This is a genomic window from Thiomicrospira sp. WB1 (assembly GCF_001507535.1).
Lineage (GTDB): Bacteria > Pseudomonadota > Gammaproteobacteria > Thiomicrospirales > Thiomicrospiraceae > Hydrogenovibrio.
In genome coordinates, this window is sequence record NZ_LQBN01000001.1 from 316,597 (window position 1) to 339,231 (window position 22,635).

At 49.5% G+C, this 22,635-nt stretch carries 18 protein-coding genes and 2 tRNA genes; 15 read left to right on the top strand and 5 right to left on the bottom strand.

Annotated elements, in window-relative coordinates:
* Window positions 1–47 precede the first annotated feature (47 nt).
* The 3 genes from AVO41_RS01440 to AVO41_RS01450 form a co-directional block, all read right to left on the bottom strand.
* On the bottom strand, window positions 48–641 hold the full coding sequence (locus AVO41_RS01440) for a helix-turn-helix domain-containing protein (RefSeq protein ID WP_068581531.1): 594 nt from the start codon (window positions 639–641) through the stop codon (window positions 48–50).
* A 94-nt stretch (window positions 642–735) separates the two neighbouring features.
* Window positions 736–987 carry a GlsB/YeaQ/YmgE family stress response membrane protein gene (locus AVO41_RS01445; RefSeq protein ID WP_068581534.1) on the bottom strand — a complete coding sequence of 84 codons (252 nt, stop codon included), beginning with the start codon at window positions 985–987 and terminating at the stop codon, window positions 736–738.
* Between the two features lie 13 nt (window positions 988–1,000).
* The gene (locus tag AVO41_RS01450) at window positions 1,001–1,216 is read right to left on the bottom strand and encodes a DUF3185 family protein (RefSeq protein WP_068581537.1); all 216 of its coding nucleotides are present in this window, start codon (window positions 1,214–1,216) and stop codon (window positions 1,001–1,003) included.
* A 172-nt stretch (window positions 1,217–1,388) separates the two neighbouring features.
* Between AVO41_RS01450 and AVO41_RS01455 the strand changes: the two genes are divergently transcribed.
* The 11 genes from AVO41_RS01455 (at window position 1,389) to AVO41_RS01505 (ending at window position 14,197) form a co-directional block, all read left to right on the top strand.
* A tRNA-Phe gene (locus tag AVO41_RS01455) sits at window positions 1,389–1,464 on the top strand.
* Between the two features lie 39 nt (window positions 1,465–1,503).
* Window positions 1,504–1,588: transfer RNA gene (locus tag AVO41_RS01460), tRNA-Leu, on the top strand.
* Window positions 1,589–1,689: 101 nt separating this feature from the next.
* Window positions 1,690–4,476 (top strand): type I restriction-modification enzyme R subunit C-terminal domain-containing protein, encoded by a 2,787-nt coding sequence (locus tag AVO41_RS01465; RefSeq protein ID WP_068581541.1) that lies wholly within the window; start codon window positions 1,690–1,692, stop codon window positions 4,474–4,476.
* Between the two features lie 28 nt (window positions 4,477–4,504).
* Entirely contained in the window at window positions 4,505–5,923 is a 1,419-nt protein-coding gene (locus AVO41_RS01470; protein ID WP_068581545.1) for a restriction endonuclease subunit S, read from the top strand.
* A gap of 5 nt (window positions 5,924–5,928) precedes the next feature.
* Window positions 5,929–8,589, top strand: coding sequence for a TrlF family AAA-like ATPase (locus AVO41_RS01475; protein ID WP_068581548.1), 2,661 nt, complete (start codon window positions 5,929–5,931; stop codon window positions 8,587–8,589).
* A gap of 14 nt (window positions 8,590–8,603) precedes the next feature.
* Window positions 8,604–9,149, top strand: a complete 546-nt coding sequence (locus AVO41_RS01480; protein ID WP_068581553.1) for a hypothetical protein — start codon at window positions 8,604–8,606, stop codon at window positions 9,147–9,149.
* Window positions 9,149–10,069: a restriction endonuclease gene (locus tag AVO41_RS01485; protein WP_068581556.1), complete on the top strand. Its 921-nt coding sequence runs from the start codon at window positions 9,149–9,151 to the stop codon at window positions 10,067–10,069. Before AVO41_RS01480 ends, AVO41_RS01485 begins: the two co-directional genes overlap by 1 nt.
* A gap of 11 nt (window positions 10,070–10,080) precedes the next feature.
* Window positions 10,081–10,968, top strand: a complete 888-nt coding sequence (locus AVO41_RS01490; protein ID WP_068581558.1) for a hypothetical protein — start codon at window positions 10,081–10,083, stop codon at window positions 10,966–10,968.
* Between the two features lie 115 nt (window positions 10,969–11,083).
* Window positions 11,084–11,326, top strand: a complete 243-nt coding sequence (locus AVO41_RS01495; protein ID WP_068581562.1) for a helix-turn-helix domain-containing protein — start codon at window positions 11,084–11,086, stop codon at window positions 11,324–11,326.
* 43 nt (window positions 11,327–11,369) lie between these two features.
* Window positions 11,370–12,662 carry a type II toxin-antitoxin system HipA family toxin gene (locus AVO41_RS01500; protein ID WP_201022821.1) on the top strand — a complete coding sequence of 431 codons (1,293 nt, stop codon included), beginning with the start codon at window positions 11,370–11,372 and terminating at the stop codon, window positions 12,660–12,662.
* Window positions 12,663–12,730: 68 nt separating this feature from the next.
* The gene (locus tag AVO41_RS01505) at window positions 12,731–14,197 is read left to right on the top strand and encodes a class I SAM-dependent DNA methyltransferase (RefSeq protein WP_068583192.1); all 1,467 of its coding nucleotides are present in this window, start codon (window positions 12,731–12,733) and stop codon (window positions 14,195–14,197) included.
* Between the two features lie 59 nt (window positions 14,198–14,256).
* Here AVO41_RS01505 and AVO41_RS01510 read toward each other — a convergent pair whose 3' ends face one another.
* Together AVO41_RS01510 and AVO41_RS01515 are read right to left on the bottom strand one after the other, a co-directional pair.
* Entirely contained in the window at window positions 14,257–14,718 is a 462-nt protein-coding gene (locus AVO41_RS01510; RefSeq protein ID WP_235584624.1) for a nucleoside deaminase, read from the bottom strand.
* A complete protein-coding gene (locus AVO41_RS01515) occupies window positions 14,715–15,263 on the bottom strand; it encodes a cytochrome b (protein ID WP_068581565.1) in 549 nt (182 codons plus the stop codon). Before AVO41_RS01515 ends, AVO41_RS01510 begins: the two co-directional genes overlap by 4 nt.
* 208 nt (window positions 15,264–15,471) lie before the next feature.
* Between AVO41_RS01515 and AVO41_RS01520 the strand changes: the two genes are divergently transcribed.
* The 4 genes from AVO41_RS01520 to doeB2 all read left to right on the top strand — a co-directional run bounded on the left by AVO41_RS01520 (window position 15,472) and on the right by doeB2 (window position 22,635).
* Window positions 15,472–17,862 (top strand): bifunctional diguanylate cyclase/phosphodiesterase, encoded by a 2,391-nt coding sequence (locus AVO41_RS01520; RefSeq protein ID WP_068581569.1) that lies wholly within the window; start codon window positions 15,472–15,474, stop codon window positions 17,860–17,862.
* 1 nt (window position 17,863) lies between these two features.
* Window positions 17,864–18,796: a response regulator gene (locus AVO41_RS01525; RefSeq protein ID WP_068581572.1), complete on the top strand. Its 933-nt coding sequence runs from the start codon at window positions 17,864–17,866 to the stop codon at window positions 18,794–18,796.
* Window positions 18,765–21,206, top strand: a complete 2,442-nt coding sequence (locus AVO41_RS01530; RefSeq protein ID WP_160326770.1) for a PAS domain S-box protein — start codon at window positions 18,765–18,767, stop codon at window positions 21,204–21,206. The genes AVO41_RS01525 and AVO41_RS01530 overlap by 32 nt, the downstream gene beginning before the upstream one ends.
* A gap of 253 nt (window positions 21,207–21,459) precedes the next feature.
* Complete coding sequence (gene doeB2 / locus AVO41_RS01535) at window positions 21,460–22,635, top strand: N(2)-acetyl-L-2,4-diaminobutanoate deacetylase DoeB2 (protein ID WP_068581578.1); 1,176 nt, start codon at window positions 21,460–21,462, stop codon at window positions 22,633–22,635.

Below are 22,635 nucleotides of genomic sequence, written 5' to 3' on the forward strand. Positions count from 1 at the left end.
TGAGTTTTGTGTTTTTTTAGTGCAATGTTGAGTTTTTGTGGTGCGAGTTATGCATTGGGTGCATCATAGTAAACGATGTTCAGAAAGCGGATCGGCACTTCGATCAACTCTTCCGGGCCGTGAGAAATGCGCGCGTCATAGGACAAGGCGTCCCCGGGTTTGAGGTGATAGGTCTGTCGGCCATGGCGATACACCATCTCGCCTTCAAGCATGTACATAAAGACCTTGCCTTCGTGACTGAAGGCGGGAAAGACCTCGCTTTTGTTGTCCAATGAAATCAGAAACGGTTCCAGGGTTTTCTGTGGGCCGGTGTCATACGCCAGCAGGTGGTAGCGGTGCCCGACCTTTGTGCCGCGGCGGACCACTTCCAGCCGTTCGTCGGTTTTGACCAGTTGTGCGCCGCCTTCTTCGGAATCAAACGCTTTAAAGAATGACGAAATGGGCACGCCCAGCGCATTGGCAATTTTTAAAAGGGATTCCAGGCTGGAGGATACTTGAGCGTTTTCAATTTTGCTGAGCATGCCGCGACTGATCCCCGTTTGGTCCGAGACGTCAGCAATGGTCAGGGATTGTTTTTTTCGGGTTTCGTGAATGACTTTGCCGATGTATTGATCCAGAGACTGGGAGGCGCGTTGTGTCATGTCTAATTCCGTTTGCTCAACTTTATGCTTATTCTAGCGCAAATGGCGCTAGAACGGGCTTGGCTGTGTCGAATTAGTGAATTTTGTAAGCGAATTAAGTTTTGTTGATTCGATTGATCAGGAACAACAAAATCACCGCACCAACCGTGGCCATGACCATCGCGCCCAGTAAACCACCGGTTGTGATGCCCAGCAGGCCGAACAGGAAACCGCCCAGTATTGCCCCGACAATGCCGACAACAATATTACCCATCACACCAAATCCCCGGCCTTTCATGATTTGACCGGCAAGCCAGCCTGCGATGGCCCCCACAGCTAGAAATATGACTAAGTCTAAGATGTTCATGTAGCCTCCAAACTTATTTTTTGGCGAAAAGATAAAGGCCGACCACAAAACTGGCCGCCCCCATAATGTAATGCAGCATCACCCTGTCTGTTGCTGCACCTGTTACGGCTTCGGTGATTTGGGAGCCAATGGAGTCTGATAACTGGTAACCCCATATGCCAAGTCCGGCACCGATCACCATTAAGGTAATACCGATTAATTTGATTGTATTCACAGAGTTTTTTTCCATAAACGATGACTCCATTGCGACTGCCTGGCTGTGTGCCCCGGTATTTTATATGTTTACTAGACCAACACTGCCAACCTTACACCTTGACGTATTTCTTTGCACGGGATAAAAACGGCCAAAAACGGTTTGACAGTGTGAAGTCTCCTCTCTATAATACGCGCATTCACATTTTGGCCTGATAGCTCAGTTGGTAGAGCAAGGGATTGAAAATCCCTGTGTCCGTGGTTCGATTCCGCGTCAGGCCACCATTTTCTTTTCGAAGCGACTCGCTTCAATTTTCCTTGTTTGCGGAAGTGGTGGAATTGGTAGACACGCCAGATTTAGGTTCTGGTGCCGCAAGGCGTGAGAGTTCAAGTCTCTCCTTCCGCACCATTCAGTTCAGATTTTCTCCCTCGATTTAACCGTCTTCAACCCGTGTATTTTGCCATCTGGCGCGTTATACTGTTTTTATTTGGTAATACGTTTTTCGGCTTATGGATGAAGCGTCAACACGTCAATGCATCGATCAAAAACTGACGCTTGCCGGTTGGGTGGTGCAGGATAAAAACCGTCTGAACCTGCACGAAAGTCTTGGCGTCGCCGTGCGCGAAATGGACACGGACACCGGCCCGGCGGATTACATGCTGTTTGTGGCCGGAAAGGCCTGCGGCATCATCGAAGCCAAACGTGAAGGCACTGCGTTGGGCGGCGTGGCGGAGCAGTCCGGTCGCTATGCCGCGTCTAGCACCGCGCACATCAAACGCTGGGCCAACCCCGGCGAGCCGTTGCCGTTTTTGTACGAAGCCACCAATCAGGAAGTCTTTTTCCGCGACGAGCGCGATCCCAAGCCGCGTTCGCGCCGCGTGTTTCACTTTCACCGCCCCGAGACCTTGCATGACTGGGTGCAGCAAAGCGATACCTTTCGGTATCGATTGCAAAATTTACCCGACCTGGATATCGAAGGCTTGCGCGACTGTCAGGTGGACGCCATTACCGGCATCGAAGCCAGCCTAAAACACAATAAGCCGCGTGCGTTACTGCAAATGGCGACCGGCGCAGGCAAAACCTTTACCGCCGTCACGCAGGTTTACCGGCTGGCAAAATTCGCTCAGGCCAAAAGCATCCTCTTTCTGGTGGATCGCGGCAATCTGGGGCGGCAGGCCCTCAAAGAGTTCCAGAACTACACCGTGCCCGGAGACGGGCGAAAATTCACCAGTCTTTATAACGTCACCCAACTGGGCGGCGCGGGCATTGGCGATGACATCAAGGTCACCATTTCCACCATTCAGCGGCTGTATTCGCAGTTAAGCGGCAAAGAGCTGGACGACGAAACCGAAGAGCACTCCACCTACGAAATCGAAGCCTCCGGCGATCAAAAACCTAAAGAGGTGCGTTACAACCCCGACATTCCCATTGAGCAGTTTGACCTGATCATCATCGACGAATGCCACCGCTCCATCTACAACCTCTGGCGGCAGGTGCTGGATTATTTTGACGCCTTTCTGATCGGTCTGACCGCCACGCCCACCAAAAAAACCATCGGCTTTTTCGGTCAGAATCTGGTCTCGGAATACACCCACGAAGACGCCATCGTCGATGAAGTCAACGTCGGTTACGACATCTACCGCATCAAAACCCAGCTTTCCGAAGAGGGCAATACCCTTGAAGCGGGCACCACCGTCTCGGTACGCGACAAACTCACCAAAGCCCAACGCCTGCAAAAACTGGACGAAGACGAAACCTATCTCGCCAGTCAGATCGACCGCAGTGTGATTGCGCCCAACCAGATCAAAACGATCATCAAAGGCTTTAAAGACCGCTGTTTGCCCGAGTGTTTTCCGGAGCGGCACTGGGTCGGCGAAGAGGCGGATCGCCGCATGGAATGGGTGCCCAAAACCCTGATCTTTGCCAAGGACGACGACCATGCCGACCGCATAGTGACCGCCGTGCGCGAAGTGTTTAACGAAGGTAACGACTTCTGCAAAAAAGTCACCTACCGGGTCGGCAAAAAGACTGCTGACGAAACCATTGCCGACTTTCGCACCAACCCGCGTTTTCGCGTCGCCGTCACCGTGGACATGATCGCCACCGGCACCGACATCAAACCGCTCGAATGCGTGCTCTTTATGCGCGACGTCAAAAGCCAGGCCTACTACGAACAGATGAAAGGGCGCGGCACCCGCGTGATTGACGTGGACGACTTGCGCAAAGTCACGCCCGACGCCGTCGCCAAAACCCGCTTTGTGCTGGTTGATGCCGTTGGCGTCACCGAAACCGACAAAACCGAATCCAAGTCGCTGGAACGCAAACCGTCCATCTCCACCAAAAATCTCATGGAACAGATCGCTCGCGGCGACCGTCATTCCGACAGCCTGCGCTCATTGGGCAATCGGCTTATGCGTCTGGACATGAAACTCTCCGACGCGCAACGGGCGCAAGTCACCAAAGTCGCCGAACAGCCGCTGGCCCTGATCGCCGGGAAGTTGATTCACGCCACTAATGACGAGTCATTGGTTGAAAACGCCTGCCAGACCACCGGCAAAATCGAAGACGACTTGACCGACGACGACATTCAGCATGTGTTTGAGCCGCAGGCCGATGCGCTGGTTAAACCCTTTCACAACCCTGATCTGCGCGAACTGCTCGAAGACCTGCGCCGCGACACCGAACAGATTGTCGACGATACCGCCGACGAACTGATTGACGGCACCGGCTATGACGTGGAAAAAGCCGAGCACCTGATTGAAAGTTGGCAACAGTTTATTCAGGACCATCAAAACGAGCTGGACGCCATTACCCTGATCTATCAAAAGCCCTACCAGCAACGCCACCTCAGTTACGACCTGATTGAACAATTGGCCGACGAGATCAAACAGCCGCCCTATAACATCGCCCCGCTCGAAGTCTGGAAAGCCTACGAACAGTTGGAAAAAGCCAAGGTCAAATGCGTGCCCGCCAAGGATTTGCTCACCCATCTGGTCAGCCTGATCCGTTTTGCCACCCAAAACGTTAACCAACTGGAACCCTTTGACCAAACCGTCAACAAAAACTACCAGGCCTGGTTAAAACAGACCCGAGAAACCGGCGCCCAATTCAGCGACGAGCAAACCCAGTGGCTGGAACAGATCAAAGACCAGATCGCCCAAAACGCCGAAATGACGCTCGAAGACTTTGAATACACGCCCTTTAATGAAAACGGCGGGCTCATCAAAGCCAGACAGCTTTTCGGCCAAGACCTCAATAAAGTCATTCAAGAACTCAACGGCTACTTAATCGCCTGAAACCACCAGGCCTGGTAAAAAAGAGACTATGGACGTACAAGAAACGACAATAAAAACACAAGGGAACGAACTTCCAGAAGGGTGGAAACAAACCACACTTGGTGAAATAGGCGAGTATATAAATGGAAGAGGTTTCAGGAAAACTGAATGGTCTGATACCGGGCTTCCGATCATTCGGATTCAGAATCTCACCGGCTCAAACAAGGATTGGCACTACTTTAATGGTGAGTTAGATGAGCGACATATAGTGGAAAAGGGAGATTTATTAATCTCTTGGTCGGCAACATTAGGTGCATATTTGTGGACAGGTCCTAAGGCCGCATTAAATCAGCACATTTTTAAAGTGCGCTCCTACGTTGACAAAAAAATTCACTATTACTTGATTCAGCATATTCTTTCTGACTTGTATCGACAAGCTCATGGCTCGGGAATGGTTCATATAACAAAGACAAAGTTTGAAAAAACAAAGGTCTGGATTCCTGAAAAAGAGCAAGCACAACGGCATATGGTCGCCAAAATCGAAGAGCTGTTTTCGCATATTGATGCGGGCATTGAAAACCTGAAAATCGCCAAAGACAAACTCAAACAATACCGCCAATCCGTTCTCAAAGCCGCCGTCACCGGCGAACTCACCAAAGAGTGGCGAGAACAAAACGCCGACCAAATCGAACCCGCCGACCAACTGCTGCAACGCATCCTAAAAGAACGCCGCCAACGCTGGGAACAACAGCAACTAGAACAACTCAAAGCCAAAGGCAAACCACCCAAAAACGACAAATGGAAAGAGAAATACAAAGAGCCAAGCCTAGAAGGTGGCGCTTTTTTTGACTCTATTCCTGCGAGCTGGGCAACTGCTACTGTTGATGCGATAGCATCTGATGTTCGTTATGGTAGTAGTTCCAAAACAAACGATGATGCATCTGGTGTTCCTGTTATTCGTATGGGAAATATTGTTGAGGGTGAGTTAGATTATTCAAACCTAAAGTATTTGCCCACCGATCATAACGAATTTCCTGAACTTCTCTTGAAGGGTGGAGATTTATTATTTAATCGTACTAACAGCGCTGAACTTGTCGGTAAAACTGCAGTATTTGTTGATATAGGTAAACCAGTATCACTTGCTTCATATCTGATCAGGGTTAGAGTTCTTGATGGGATCTACTCTAAGTTTGTAGCCTATTTCATTAATTCAGTAATCGGTAGGAATTGGATAAAAAGCTGTGTCAGTCAGAATGTCGGTCAGGCGAATGTGAATGGAACAAAATTAAAAGCATTGCTTGTTCCTATTCCACCAATAGATGAACAAAAAGAAATAGTCCGAATTGTCGAAGAAAAAATCACCGCCGCTGACCGCCTAATGGCCGAAATCGACACCAAACTCACCCAAGCCCAGCAACAAAAACAAACCATCCTCGCTTCAGCGTTTTCAGGAAGATTATTGAGGTAAACATTATGAAACAGTTCCCGAAAGGCTCAGAATGGCAAAAATGGGATTTACATATTCATACGCCATTTACAAAGTTGAACAATCAGTTTTCTAATGACTGGGAAGCTTATGTTCGAGCAATAATAGATCAAGAGCTTTCAGTTATTGGGGCTACAAATTATTTTTGTTTTTCGGATAATGAAATTGAAAACACAAGATCGAAGTTGGAAGGCGGGGGCTTTGAGGGCGTAGTTCTTCCAAATCTCGAATTTCGACTTAATCAGCAAAATAAAGATGACGATTTTATAAATATTCACTTATTGTTTTCTGAAAGTATTTCAACTGACAAAATAAATAGAGCCTTTAATCGACTTCCAATTACAAATACCACATCAGATGGAAAACCTATCTATTGTATTGAGGAAGATCTTGAAAGTTCGGGAGTTAGCATTGACACCATCCTTGTTGAGCTAAGCAGTTTGCTTGACTGTGTTGATCAGCATTTTCATATAGGTAGTGATGTTTTAGTTATTGGCTGCCCAAATGGTTATGGTTCGTATAGGCCAGCAAGAGGGGACGGTCGGGGTAATAATTATGCAATTGAGATTGATAAAAAGCTTGGCGCGTTGTTTGGAAATCAAGACGATAGAGAGTTCTTTTTGCAACCAGAAGGATCAAGGTTTGACGGAAGCATTAAGAAACCTGTTTATCATTGCTCAGATGCACATAAAATAAGTGAAGTCGGTCAAGGCTTTACATGGATTAAAGCTAATCCAAATTTTGAAGGCTTAGTTCAAACACTCTTTGAACCCGAAGAAAGAGTTAGGATTCAACAAGACAACCCTTCCTTAGATTATGCAAAACCATATTTCTCATCCTTAAAATTTTTAGGTTCTGTTATTGATGGAGGCTCTCCTAGTTTTTCATCAAGTGAAATTCCTCTGAATGCTAATTTAGTCGCATTGATTGGTGGCCGAGGTACAGGGAAAAGCATACTATTTGACTGTGTTTACAAAACCTTTGATCAAACAAACGAATTAAAAGAAAAAAGGATTCAGGCAATCTCACCTGATGATTTCGAGGTTTCGTATCTTAAGCCTGATGGAACCAAAGAATCTTATGAATATGGAGAAGTTGCGAATCTGGATTATCTACATGTGAGGCAAGGAGAAATCAAACGTGTTGCGGAAACCTCGGAAAGTTTGAGTGATGCTTTGAAAAAACTACTTGGTATTTACGGTGAAAATGATGTGCCTCAATATGACACCGATTTTCGTTTGATTCTAGAAAAGATTCACAAAACCAAATTCTGGTTTGACGAAGTTGATTCAGAAGGTAAAAAGCTTAACGATGTTTCCAGAAATAAACAGATCATTCAACAGAATAAAAACTTGATTGAAACGATTACTACAGATGGTAATAAGAAAAATATTGAGAAATTTCAACAAAGTTCCGAAAAGGCTAATCAACTAAAATCTTACTTAAGAAAACTTTCGGACTTAAAAGCAAAATTAGAGTTTTTTGAGAAAGATACAAATAACGAAATTGATTTAATTAATGAAAGTCAATTGTCTGATCCAAAGTTGACAAAAGTTTCCTTCAATCACTCATATCAAGAAATTAATAGCTTAGAACGGAAGTACTTTACCGAAATTGCAGATATTGAAGTTCAAAATGACGACATACGTAATGATTTGAGGCAACAGGGCGTCGATCAGGATGTCAGTACCTTGTTGAAAAAAGTCGACTTCTATAAAAAAGAAATAGATAGTGCAAAATTTAGAATTGATGAATTTAAAGTAAAAGAAAAAACACTAGTTAGTTTTATAGACGAAAGGTCTGCGTTAGTAGAAAGAATCAAAGTCGACTTGGAAGAGCAATCGAGATCAATTACGACTACTTTTGAAGGTTTAACGGCTACCAATGGTGAGTTAAACGAAGATCAACAGTCATTGATTACTGATTTACTGAATGAGATAAACATTGAAGGGAAAATATATTTTGATGTGAAAGTTTTCTATCAAGGGCTCAAGCAATTACTGCATGGCTCAAAATTCAGAAGCAGTGATTCGGTATCAAAAGAAGAGAAGATACAGCAAACATTTAATGTAAACAATTTTGATGATTTTTTGAATTTAGCTAGGAATGAAAAAATTATTGACCTTGGTGATCTGGAAGATATTAATTTAGAGACTTTTTCAACTTTATCAGATTACTTTGTTAGAAATGGTTTTAATATATTTGAGTATATTTTCTTACATGAGCATCGGTCTAAATATCTATATGTCAAACCAGTTATTGAATACCTTGGAAAGTCACCTGAAAAATTATCTGTGGGTCAACGAGGAACGTTTTACGTTTGTATGAAACTTGCCACGGATGCGTTTGGAAGTCCTTTTATTTTTGATCAGCCAGAGGATGATTTAGATAATAAATTCATTATGAATCAATTGGTTCCAATTTTTAGAAAGATCAAAAAATACCGACAAGTTATTATTGCAACGCATAACGCAAACCTTGTCGTCAACGCAGATGCCGAGCAAGTGATTGTTGCTGAAAATGATGATGAAGTATTGTCTTATAAATCTGGAGCTATTGAGTGTACCGAAATTAGAAATGATATTTGCGAAATACTTGAAGGCGGACAATCCGCCTTCGAAAAGCGTGAACAAAAATACGGCTTTTAGTTTTAGGAAATTACATGCTTGATAGAACTGTAGAATTTTTGTATGAACAACTTTCTTATCATAAAAGAAAAGCTAGAAATCACTTTCTGTTGTTATGGTTCGTTGCATTCATAATTTTTATTATTGTTTTGCTAAATGCTGGTTATGTTTTGGAAGTGCTAAAAGGTGTTGTGGATGTACAATTCTATTTACAAACCTGTTCTTCGTGTCAAAGTAATTTGGCAAATAGTGAAATGCCAGATCTTGTGACGCTGATAAATGAAAATTATTTTGTTTACGCTGCAATTTCAGGTTTTGTGCTGGGTATGGTTTCATTGATGGGGTTGCTAAGGTTCCACATAAAGAGAATATCTCAATTGGAGATAGATATTAAAGAATTTAGCTTGGTAAATTCTTTGTCTGACAATGAGTATTTTGATATACAGTCCAATAAAGATATATACGAAAGGTTATTTTCTTCTGGTAATTCAGAAGTACCAAAAATTGATGCTTTGGGATTAGTGAAAGATAGTTTAGATAGATTAAATTTTACAATTAGAGATTTAATAAAGAACAAATAATGACTATTCCTGATTTCCAAAGCGTGATGCTCCCGGTTCTAAAAGTTGTTTCCAGCGGCGAGGTCATGAACAAAAACGATGTGGTGGAGCAGGTAAGCGAGGCGTTTAGGTTGTCGCCTGAGCAGCGGGCGGAATTGTTGCCGTCCGGTAAGCAGACGGTGATTAAAAACCGCATTGGCTGGGCGATGACCTATTTGAAAAAGGCCGGTCTGGTCAGTTCACCCAAACGGGCGCATATTCAGGTTACGGATTTGGGTCGGCAGGTATTGGCGCAACATCCGGAAAAGATCAATGTGCGCTTTCTGAAGCAATATGAGAGTTTCCGTCAGTTTCATACGGCCAAACCCGCGCAAAAGGCCACCAGCGAGTCAGCCCAAACCGATGACCTGCCGGAAACCCCGGATGAACAGCTTCAGCAGGCCTATCAGTCTTTAAACGCCAGTCTGGCGGAAGAGTTGTTGGAAAGCGTCAAGCAGGTCTCCCCACAGGCGTTTGAACAGCTGGTGGTGGATTTGATGTTGGCGATGGGCTATGGCGGCGCGCGCATGGAGGCGGGGCAGGCAACCCAGCTCACCGGCGATGACGGCATAGATGGCATCATCAATGAAGACAAGTTGGGGCTGGATTCGATTTACCTGCAAGCCAAGCGCTGGGAAAACACCGTGCATCGCCCGGAGATCGACAAGTTTATCGGCTCCTTAACCCGTCAGGGCGCGAGCAAGGGCGTGTTTATCACCACCTCCGGCTTTTCCGACGGCGCACTGGCCTCGGTTAAGAATGGTCTGAATTTGTCGGTGGTGCTGGTGGATGGACAGCAACTCGCCGAACTCATGATCGAGCACAACCTGGGCGTGAACATCAAAGAGACCTACCAAGTCAAAACCCTCGATTCCGATTACTTTGACGGGTTTATAGGCTAATGGACGGTTGAATGCTTGGCGAAATATCTTCTGGTCTATCGATTGTTGAGTTTCTTACCAAATGGTCTAAAAAATTCTGGCCGTTGAAAAAACAACCGCCTGAAAATATAGCGACCCGCTTTTTTCTGCTTTTTGAATCTCACGGTGTTCATCAAAATCAAATCCCGTCTTTAATCGGTCATGGTTTGACCATCGCAGATGTTCAAACTGAAGAAGCTTTGTTCCCGCGCTTAAATGATGCGATTTTGAATGATGTCTGTGAACTGTTTGCTGTTCGTCGTGAATGGTTGGACGGTGCGGATGACCAAATTTATCCATTGCATGATTTTTATAAATGGCCAGAGCAGTTTTCTGAGTTTCTGGATGGTTTATTGGTTGATAAAGCTGCCTATGAAGTATCGGGCGTTGTCCTGGCTACAAGGCATGCCAATAGGACAGGTAGCGCTTTAATCATTTTAGAGGAACCGGTTGGCTTGATCGGTGATAAATCAGTTTGTCGTTATCACCTCTGTCATAACTGGGTGTTCAGTTATTGGAAGTCGAGAACGTATTTGTCGGCTTGTGTAGCGATTGCTTGGAAAAAGAAGGTCTGTTTAATGGGAAGGTATGTCGATCAGTCGGTAATCGATCAGTACCAAGATGGAAGGACCCTTCTTGAATATTCGATCAATACTGCGCTGCCTTTGAATGGTGCTCCGTGGTGCCCGGAAGAGATGGCTTTAAAGCCTGAAATTTTTCTTGATGGGATTGATGAAGATGGTTTTGGAAAAGCAGCCGCGTTGAATCTATGGCTGGCTGAAGAAAAGAAAGGCTTGATGGATACGGGGTTGGGTTATCTCAAAGTGAGGGATGCTTTTGAAAACAAACTGGGCGAAATGCAATCCAGTCACCTTAACTAAAGAGACTGTTTTACCTAATTCTGAATATTATACGGTATAGCGTATAGATTGATTTTTATACGGTATAGCGTATAATTATGTTTTTATACGGTATAGCGTATAAGAGGAATTGTTGATGAGAGTGAATTCGCCGAAAGAGTTGGCCGTCTATCTTCAGGATCGGCGTGTGTTAAAGAATGTTTCACAAGAGAAAGCGGCGGATTTGGCCAGCGTTCGTCAGGCGACAGTGTCCGCTTTTGAATCCAGGCCGGAGTCGGCCAAGCTGGAAACGCTGTTCAAATTATTATCGGCTTTGGATTTGGAGCTGGAGGTGGGTCCCAAAGGCGAGGCTGATCGATCGCTTGAGTTGGATTGGTGATTGAGCTGTGCAATCTCAGAACCTGAATCATTTGTGTGTCTCGATGAACGGCTTGCTGGTCGGCACGTTATCAAAACTCAAAAACGGAGCCTTGCGTTTTGTTTACGCTGAAGAGTGGTTGAATTCCCAGTTTGCCCGTTCATTGTCGCTTTCTCTGCCGTTGGCTCGCCGCCCCTATGAAGGGGATGTGGTTTATAACTTTCTGGATAACCTGCTTCCGGATAATGAAGCCATCCGCGCCAAAATGCAGGTGCGCTTTCATACTTCCACCACTCAGCCGTTTGATTTGTTAGCAGCCGTAGGCCAGGACTGCGTCGGGGCCATCCAATTGTCGTCCGAGTTTGAACCGGGTCTGGCTGAACTTAAAGCAAAGCCTTTAAACGAAAGGCAAGTCGCAGAATTGTTAAAAGGCTACGCCAGCAGCCCTTTGGGAATGCAGGAGGCCGAAGCGGATTTTCGAATTTCCATTGCCGGGGCACAGGAGAAAACGGCGCTGCTAAAAATGGACGGTAACTGGTATTTGCCGCAAGGTTCGACGCCCACCACGCATATCCTCAAATTGCCGATTGGGGTACTGGCGCATCACAATTTGGATTTGTCCCAAAGCTGTGAAAATGAATGGCTCTGTATGCAAATCGCAAAGGGGTTCGGGTTGCCAGTGGCTCAAACAGAGGTACTGACGTTTGAAGACCAAAAGGTGTTGTCGGTCGAGCGATTTGATCGAAAGTGGCTGGATGGCAAGCGCTGCATCCGCCTGCCACAGGAAGATATGTGCCAGGCTTTAGGAGTGGCCCCTGCGTTGAAATATGAAAGCGATGGTGGTCCGGGGATTAAATCGATCATGCAGGTTTTGAGGGGTTCGAAAAATGCACAAGCCGACCGGGCGATCTTCTTTAAAGCGCAAATTCTGTTTTGGTTATTGGCAGCTCCCGACGGACATGGCAAGAATTTCAGCTTGTTTATTGAACCCAATAACGGCTATCGTCTAACGCCTTTGTATGATGTGTTGTCAGCATACCCGTTAATCGGTGGAGCGGGGCTGCAAAAACAGAAGATAAAAATGGCGATGGGGTTGTATGGGAAGCAGCGTCACTTTAAATGGGATGGCATGATGCCGAGGCATTTTGTGACCACAGCTAAGGCAGTGGGGTATTCCGAAACATTGGCTGTTGAGCACTTAGAAGAGATGTTGGGGAAGGCTCATAAGGTGGTTGAGTCTGTTCAGCGGACATTGCCGGAGGGGTTCCCGAACCAAATTGCACAGCCGATTTTTGACGGTTTAATCAAGAAAACAGAGGTCGGTATGCGATACCTCGAATCCATTGCAAGTAAATAAGGGATCCTATGTCGAATGTAACGGTTTCGAAGACGAAGAACCTGGCGACCAGCCAAGAAACACAGAACTTGGCGACGAGCCAAGAAATCGTCAGCCGGGTTTGGAACTACGCACACGTTTTGCGCGACGACGGCGTGGGCTATGGCGATTATGTGGAGCAGATCACGTATCTGATCTTTCTGAAAATGGCGTTTGAGCGGGCCGAGGCCGGTTTGGACGATGGCGGTGTGCCCTCTCAATACGATTGGTCGCATCTGGTGAAACTGGACGGCGATGCGCTGGAAAACCAGTATCGCCACACCTTGGAAAACCTGGGCAAAACCGGTGGCATGTTGGGCACGATTTTCCGCAAGGCGCAAAATAAAATCCAGGACCCGGCCAAGTTGGAACGCTTGATTAAGATGATCGACAAGGAGTCCTGGTCCACTTTGCCGTCGGATGTAAAAGGCGACATCTACGAAGGCCTGCTGGAACGCAACGCGCAGGATGTCAAAGGCGGTGCGGGGCAATATTTTACCCCGCGTGCGCTGATCGATGCCATGGTGGAAGTCATGCAGCCCAAGCCGACCGACACGGTCGCCGATCCGGCGTGTGGCACAGGCGGTTTCTTATTGTCGGCCTATGAACACATGGCGCCCAATGCGCAGTCCAAAAAAGAGAAAAAACACCTCAAGAATGACGCTCTGCGCGGCAATGACATTGTGGACTCGGTGGTGCGTTTGTGTGCCATGAACCTTTATTTGCATGGCATTGGCGGTGACACTTGTCCGATTGTGACTCAGGATGCCCTGGCGAAAGAGGTGGGTGCGCACAAGGTGGACATGGTGCTGGCCAATCCGCCTTTCGGCAAGAAAAGCTCGATTACGGTCATGAACGAAAAAACCGGCAAGGCAGAGGCGGAAAAGCTGACCTACGAGCGAGAAGATTTCTGGGCGACCACCTCCAATAAACAGCTTAATTTTGTGCAGCACATTGCCAATATGCTCAAGGTCAACGGCAAAGCGGCGGTGGTGTTGCCGGACAATGTGCTGTTTGAAGGCGGCGCAGGTGAGACGATCCGCAAGAACCTGTTGGAACGCACGCATCTGCATACCTTGTTGCGATTGCCGACGGGGATATTTTATGCCAATGGGGTCAAGGCGAATGTGCTGTTTTTTGACGCCAAACCGGCAAGCAAAGAGCCTTGGACGCAGGAGCTATGGGTTTATGACTACCGCACCAATGTGCATAAAACCCTGAAGCAGAATCCGTTGAAAAAATCGGATTTTGACGAGTTTATTGAACTCTATCACCCCGAAGACATCAGTCAGCGCAAAGCCACCTGGAGCGAGGAAACCCCGGAAGGGCGTTGGCGTGCTTACCGTTACGATGAACTGATGGCGCGGGATAAAACCAACCTGGATATTTTCTGGCTGAGAGACCAGTCGCTGGAAGACTCTGAAAACCTGCCGGCACCGGAGATTTTAGCCGCGGAAGTGGTGGAGCAGCTCGAAGCCGCGTTGGAAGAGTTTCGTCAGATGGAAGGGGCTTTGTAGGTTTTTGGACCTCCTGTTTTCACCAGGCCTGGTGAAAAAGACAGGAAGACGACATAGGTTTAGCACTCACCGATGTCTTCATTCCAGATGTCCGGGGATTGTTGGATGAATTGTTGCATCAGGTTTTTGCAGCGGTCGTTGTTGAGCACCACGACTTTGACGCCTGCGTCACGCAGCCAGTCCAGATGCCCTTCAAAGGTGTCGTTTTCCCCCACGACCAGCGTGCCGATATTAAATTGTCGAATCAGGCCAGAGCAGTACCAGCAGGGTGCGAGAGTGGTGACCAGTATTTTATCCCGGTAGCAGCGCTGGCGTCCGGCTTTGCGAAAGGCATCGGTCTCGCCATGCACGCTGGGATCATTATCCTGCACCCGCCGGTTGCGTCCGCGGCCCAGTAATGAACCCTCTGCGTCGAACAGCGCTGCGCCCACCGGCACGCCGCCCTCATTAAAGCCGATTTCGGCTTCTTTCAGCGCTGGCTGAAGCAGGGCCTGATAATCCAGATCAGCGAGCCTGTTCAATCTCGCCCCAGCATGCGCTTGAGGGTGTTGTCTTTGTAAATGAAATGGTGTTTCAGCGCACCGGCGATGTGAAGCAGGATCAAAGCCGGGAATAGAATGTTGCCGACAAAGGCGTGCACGGTTTTGGCAACGTCACCAATGGCTTCGCTCTCGGGGACCAGAGCTGGCAGGGTAAACAGCCCAAAAAAACTGACTTCGTGGCCACCGGCACTGGACATGGCCCAGCCGGAGAAAGGCATAATCAATAAAGACAGGTACAGCAGCCCGCGTACACTGTGGGCCAGCACTTCTTCCCAGCGTTTGGCAGGTAAAATGGGTGGGTTGGGCGAGAGTTTAAGCCAGATCAGCCGCAGGATGATCAGTCCCAGTACGCCGATGCCCAGGGCCTTGTGCACGTCATACAGCTCAAATTTGTCGGGTGAATCGGGCAAGCCTGTCATGTAAATGCCCAGGCCGATCAAGCCGATGACAAGAATGGCGCTCAGCCAGTGGTTGGCACGTGTGACCAACCCGTAGGCGCTGTCATTGTTGTAAAGTCCTTTCATTTTTCTTTCTCCTTAGCCATCAACGTTTGAATTTCATTTTAGCGAAGCCAGTTTTGAAAAGTGCAGAAAAAATGCGTAATAACTGTGCAAGCCTATATGGCATGAAAGGGCGAGTGGATTCATTCTCTTAAGTCTGCCCAAAAAGGTTTTAATTGAACCGATGGCAGAAATCTCTGTGGTCAGGGAAGAGAGTCGATAAAATGATGCCATGATTTTTAACCTTCAACCTCGCGTGTTCATTCGCTTCTTGATTGCCAGTTACCTCATTATTATGTTGTTGGTGGCGGGTGCCTTCGGTTTGTTTTTCTATTTCGAAAAAAAGATCCAAACTGCGTTTGATGCCTACATTGTCAGCACAACCAATCAGAACCACATCGAAACACTGATGTCGGGCGCAACCCAGCGCAGCGTGCTGATGACCAAGATGGTCCATGCCAAAGACATTTTTCGGGTGGATGAGCTGCACATGAAAATGCTCGAGCAAGAGCAGCGCATTATTAAAAGTTTGATGGCGTTGCGTTCAGAGCTTCATAAGCAATCCACCGCGCAAAAACTCAATCAGGTTGCGGAGGTGATGACGCAAACCCGTTCTGTTCAGGAATCGGTATTTCAGCAGTTAATGCAAGGCAGCCGCGAGCAGGCGTTTGATACCTTGGTCGAAAAAGTGTTGCCTGCTCAGGATCAGGTTTATTCACGCGTGACCGAGCTCAAACAAATTTTTGCGCGGCAGGCGCTGGCGGCACAAACCGACTTTTCCGATCAGGTGAGTGCCTTTCGGCAGATGTCGTTGCTGACGGCTTTGCCGACGCTGGTCGTACTGATTCTGGTCGGGGGCTTGAGTGTGGTGCGAATTCGTCGATACGCCCAGGCGCGGGAAGAATTGCTGGCCACACTGGAACAGCGTGTTGAGGCGCGCACCCATGAACTGATGCTGGACCGCAACCTGATGCAGAACCTGAACGAGGCGATCGGGATTTTTGATCAGGCCGGTCACCTTCAAATCAGTAATAAGCCCCTGACACGCATTCGTCAGTCGTTGCCGTTGCAAGACCTGCAGTCCGTGTGGGAAATGCTGAAAAAAGGGTTTGGCGGCTTGGATGTGGCCCAGGTACAAGAGGCGTTGCGGATGCATCACAAATGGCGCGGGGAAGCCGCGCTCAGCACTGGTGCGCAAGGCTACTACATGATCGACATGGCGCAACTGGATGATCCCAGTTTGCCGCAGCCGTATTTTTCGTTGATTTTGACCGAGATCACCGAGCTCAAACAGATTCAGAATCAGTTGACCCTGACGGCGAAGTACGATGCCATCACCCAGCTGCCCAACCGGCATCATTTCAATCATCAGATTGAGCACCGGATTCATGAATCGCCGGATGAACCTTTTCATTTGTTCTATCTGGACCTGAATGATTTCAAATGGGTCAATGATCATCTGGGTCATGCGGCAGGCGATGCCTTTTTGCAAGCGGTCGGTCAGGCGTTCAAAAGGCACTTGTCGGGCGAGGCGTTCATTGCCCGCATCGGCGGGGATGAATTCGCGGTGATTGTGCCCGGCTCTTTGAGCAAGGATCGCCTGTGTCAATTGGCCGAACAGTTTCTGGCGACGATTGCGGCCATTAATCTGGAGCAGAACACCGGTCATGATGTCGGGTGCAGCATTGGGGTCAGCCATTTTCCAGAGCACGGACAAACCCCCGAAGCGTTGTTGAAGAAAGCCGATTATGCAATGTATTTTGCCAAGTCTTCGGACGATGCCCGGCATTGCGCGGTGTTTGATGAGTCGATGGAAGCGGCCCTGCAACACCAGAGCGAGTTGGAGGTCAATCTGCATGACGCGGTCAAATCACAGGCGTTCACACTGCACTACCAGGCTCAGTTTAAGCTGTCTGATTTGAGCCTGTCGGGGGCCGAGGCCTTGATACGCTGGCCAAGCGAGGAAGGCATGGTGTCGCCAGCGGAATTCATTCCCATGGCGGAGAAATTCGGCCTGATTGATCGCATTGGCGAGTTTGTGCTCGAAGCGGCGTCCACCCAGTTACAGGCCTGGCAAAAAACACCCTTGGCGCTGCCCAAAATGGCGATCAACACCTCCTGCTCGCAATTGCTCTCGCCTAACTTTCATGAGCAGGTGATGGCGGTGTTGGCGCATCATCGGTTGCAACCCGCTCAGTTGGACATTGAGGTGACCGAGTCGGTGATGATGCGCAACATTGAACACCATAGTTTTGATAACGAAACCACAAGTCTCCAACAGTTGCAGAGTGCCGGGGTGGAGATTTCCATTGACGATTTCGGCACCGGGTATTCGTCACTGGCTTACATCAAACACCTCAACATCGATCGTATTAAAATCGACAAGCGTTTTGTGGAAGATCTGGATCAGAACCCAGAGTCACGTTCCATAGTGGGCGCGATTATTACAATGGGACACAGTTTGGGGCTGCGAGTGTTGGCCGAGGGCATTGAAACCCAAAGCCAGCTCGATCAGTTGCGTCAACTGGGGTGCGATGAAGGGCAGGGCTTTTTCCTGAGTCGCCCGGTGGCCGCCGAGACCTTTGCGGCGCAGCACTTACAGAGTCAAGATAAGGAAGCATAAGATGTCGGAGCGAGCGTTCCAACGATTACTGCTGGTCGACGATCACCCTCAGGCGTTGAAACTGTTGAGTCGCCTGGCGGAAAAACTGGGTTATCCCTATGACACCGCGGTGGATGGGCAGAAAGCTTACCAACTGATTGCCAGTCAACCACCGGGGTACTTCAGTGCGGTGGTGACGGATCGGATGATGCCGAATATGGATGGCATGGCACTGCTCAAAGCCATTCACCAGTTGCCCGGTTGTGAGCATTTGCCCGTAATTTTGCAAACCGCGCTTACGGATGAGCAGTCGATCCAGGAAGGCATTGAAGCCGGTGCCTTTTATTACCTGAACAAGCCGCTCAACCTCAAAGTGGTGGAGCAGGTGATCGCCTCGGCGGTGGCGGACTTCCAGACGCATCAGGCCCTCCTGGAGAGGCTGACACGGCTTGAAGACACACTGTCGCTGCTGAGCGAAGCCCGTTTTCAGTATCGGACCCTCGACGAAGCCACTCAGCTTGCCGCAGTGGTGTCACGTTTTACCCGCCAGCCCAAGTCAAGTGTGATCGCCTTGTATGAACTGATGGTCAATGCGGTCGAACATGGCAATCTGGGCATTCAATATGACGAAAAAAGCGAACTGATTGAAGCGGGCACGCTGAAATCGGAAATTCATTCACGCCTGCAATCACCCGAATACGCCGATCGTTTTGTCACCGTCAGTGTGGTTCGGCGGGGCGCAGAGATCATTGTGGAAATCACCGATATGGGGGATGGCTTTGACCATCAGCCCTTTATGACGTTTACGGCTGAGCGAATGATGGATACCCATGGGCGCGGGATTATGATGGCCAGTGCCCTGGGAGAAGCCAAGTTGACCTACAGCAATGGCGGGCGGACGGTCACCTGCCGTTTTGAACAAAATGACGAACCGGGCTGGCTGGATGATCAATAAGCTGTATCAGAAAGGTTGGTATGAGTGGTTGCTGGCCGCCGGGTTTATTTTTATTATGGGCTCGGTGTTTTCTCTTTATCAGGTGCACCGTGATTACGAGGCAAGCGAAAACGAGCGCTTTAATACCTTTGCCCTCGAACAAAGCAAGCTCGAAATCATTTCCAAAATGTACGGGTTGCGCAATCAGCTCAAAGTGCAGCTGGAAGCCCTGACTCAACAGACCGAGCCCCATCGACGCGAAGCGTTGCAGCGTCATCTCAACATCACCCGTAAAAGCATTGTGGAAAAAGGCCAGCAGCTGCGCGCGTTGGAAACCGATCCCGAGCGGGCCGGTATTTTGCAGCGCCAGCTGGCGGTGTTGAATGAGGGGTTGGCCGAACAGCTGTATTTTCAGTCGTTGGTCAATGATTTTGACGCCATTCAAGCGGCTCAACGCGTGCTTTATAACCGGATTTTGCCCATCCAGAATCGCGCCGACATGTTGTTGACCGAATACAATGGCCGCGTGCTCGACTCGTTCAATCAAGTCAAAAGCGATCTGATCGACTATCAACAGACGAAAAGTCGAGAGATGACCGAGTGGATTTTCTGGGTGGTGGTTTGGGTGCTGACCGTGAGTGTTCTGGTGTTCTGGTTAGTGATCCAGGCTCGCCGCCGAGGGCGGCGTCACGCCCAGGAGCTGAGCGATCAGGTTGCGACGCGTACCCACGAACTGGAGCTGGCCCGGGCAGAATTGCAGCGGGCACTGGCCGAACAGGAAGCCATTGTGGACTCGGCACCGGATGCGATCATCAAAACCGATTGCCACGCCAACATCGTCGATGTCAACCCGGCGGTGCAGACGCTGTTCGGTTATGCCCCGCAAGAACTGCTGGGGCAGAATGTCAAAGTGCTGATGCCCATTCAGGCCCGGCGAGCGCATGAAGAGCATGTGCGTCAGTTCGATGCTTCGCGTCTGAAGGTGACTAATATGATGGGGCGCAAAGGGCGCGTGGAAGGGCGTCACAAAAATGGCCGGGTGTTCCCGGTGGAAGCGGCCATCGGTGAAATCAAACAAAGCGATCAGCGTGGCTTTACCGTCCTGATTCGCGATGTCAGCCGCACCGTTGAAATCGAGCGGGCCTTGATGCAGCAAAAAGACATTCTCGAAGTGCTTTGGCAGGCCACCAATGAGTTCATGGTCACACGAAACCTGCGCAAGGTGGCTGACTTTCTGCTGGACAAAGTGATTGCGGTGACGCAGAGCGAGTATGGCTTCATCGGCGAGGTGCATTATGACGACGAAGGCCAACCCTATCTTAAGACGCTGGCATTGACCGACATCGCCTGGAATGAGGAAACCCGTGCGCTTTATGCCAGTTATGAAGCCAAAGACGAAGGGCTTGAGTTCACCAATCTGGACACCTTGTTTGGTGAGGTACTCACGAGCGAATACGTGGTCATCAGCAATGACCCGGACACTGATCCGCGTGCCCGCGGACTGCCCGAAGGCCACCCGGCCCTGAATGCGTTTCTGGGCATCCCTGTGTTCTACGCCAATCAGCTGGTGGGCATGGTCGGGTTGGCGAATCGGCCAGAGGGCTATGACGACTCGCTGGTGGAATTGTTACAGCCCTTTACCCAAAATTACGGGGCGCTCATTTATGTACGCCGAATGCTGTCGGTGCAGGAACGCATGCACGAAGAAATCGTCAATGAGCGCAACCATGCGGAAAAAGCCAGTCGGGCCAAATCGGAATTCCTCTCCAGCATGAGCCACGAGTTGCGCACGCCGTTGAATTCGATTCTGGGCTACGCTCAGTTGCTCGACATGGATCCGCTGAGCGACGAGCAACTGGAAAACGTGCGTGAAATCGTTCAGGCCGGCGAGCATCTGCTGGATCTGATCAATGTGGTGCTGGACCTGTCCAAGATCGAAGCCGGTAAAGTGCAGCTCAACTGTGACCCGGTGTCTTTGTCCTCTGTGGTGGATGAAAGCCTCTCGCTGGTCCGATCGCTGGCCGAGTCGGCTGACGTGGCCCTTATATCGCCGGACTTACCGGAGATTGAAGTTCAGGCCGACCGGGTACGCTTCAAACAGACCTTGCTGAACCTTTTGTCCAATGCCATCAAATACAATCGCTCGGGTGGAGAGGTCTCGCTGGCGTTGGACGAATCGACCTCCCAGGGTGTTTCTCCGGCGATGACGCTCTGGGTGTGCGACACCGGTTACGGCATAGACCCCGACAAAGTGTCTCAGCTGTTTGAACCCTTCAATCGTCTGGGGCGCGAAGGTGGCGTGACCGAAGGCACCGGTGTCGGGCTGGCCATCTCGAAAGAACTGATGACCCTTCAGGGGGGCGATTTGATCTACCGCCCTAACACGCCGCAAGGCAGCTGCTTCGGTATTTGCCTGCCCCGCGCGACTTAATTGAATCGGCCGTCGCGCCCAAAATGTGGCGACACTGCGCTCTTTTGGTGCTGCCTCTCGCTGTCTTTTTTACCAGGCCTGGTGGTTTTTTACCTTATCCTTTTGTTTTATTAGCTTTTTTTCAGTTGGGAACAGGCTTCGCATAGGGCGTTTGAGACCACAATAAAAAAAATCAATGGTCGATTTTTCAAGGGCGTGTTTTCTTTGCGAAGAAACTGTGTGAAGATGAAGTGAAACTCCCAACGGAGGGCGTATGACGCTGGATTGGCAGGCGCACCTGACAGAAACGCAAGCGACGCGACACTGGTTGCATCAGCATCCGGAACTGACCTGGCAGGAAGCGGGCACCGCCCGTTATGTCCGGGCCAGACTGGATGAGCTGGGCATTCGTTGGCGCCCTTGCGCCGAGCATGGGTGCGTGGCCACGCTGGCGCCCTCCGCCAAAGGCCAGCACATCGCCCTGCGTACCGACATGGATGCGCTGCCGATTACGGAAGCCACCGGGTTGGATTTTGCCTCTAAGACAGAGGGGATCATGCATGCCTGCGGTCACGATGGGCACATGGCAGCCCTCTTGGGGGCGGCCAAGTGGCTCAAGACCCATGAGGCGGCGCTTCCCGGTCCGGTGTCTCTGGTCTTTCAACCGGCTGAAGAAGGCGGGCATGGGGCCAAAGCCATGATTGACGACGGGGCGCTGGATGGGGTGGACGCCATTTACGGCTGGCACAACTGGCCTGCACTGCCGCTGGGCACCGCGGTCTGCCCTGAAGGCCCGGTCATGTCGGGTAATGGTACCTTTCACATCACCCTCAAAGGGCGAGGCGGTCATGCCTCGCAACCCGAATCCACGTCCGATGCATTGCTCGCCGCCAGTGCCCTCACACTCAACCTGCAGCAGATTGTCAGTCGCCGGTTGCCGCCTCAGGTGGCGGCGGTGGTCAGTGTGACCAGCCTTGACGCCCAAAATGCGTTGACGGTGATTGGTGACCGCGTTCGGCTTGAAGGCAGCATCCGTTTTGCCGACCCGGCTTTTCAAACCCCGATTAATGAGGCGATTGATGCGATTGCACACGGCACCGCTCAAACCTATGGCGTGACCGCGCAGGTTGAAATTCGTCCCCGCTATGGCCCGACCTTGAACCATGCCAAGCCGTCGGCCCTTTATCGCGAAGCGTTGCAGGCCGAGCTGGGTTCAGAGTCGGATCAGGTGGATTTGCGCCTGCCGCTGATGGCGTCGGAAGATTTCAGTTATTACCTCAATCAGATTCCGGGTGCGTTTGCACTGGTGGGCATGGCCGAGTCGTCTGGCAAAAATAACCAGGCCTGGTATGGCGAGCCCTGCCACAGCCCCAATTATCAGTTTAATGACCGGGTATTGGATTCGGTCATGCGTGTGTTTTGTCGCCTGGCCGGGGTGCCGGTGGTTTGA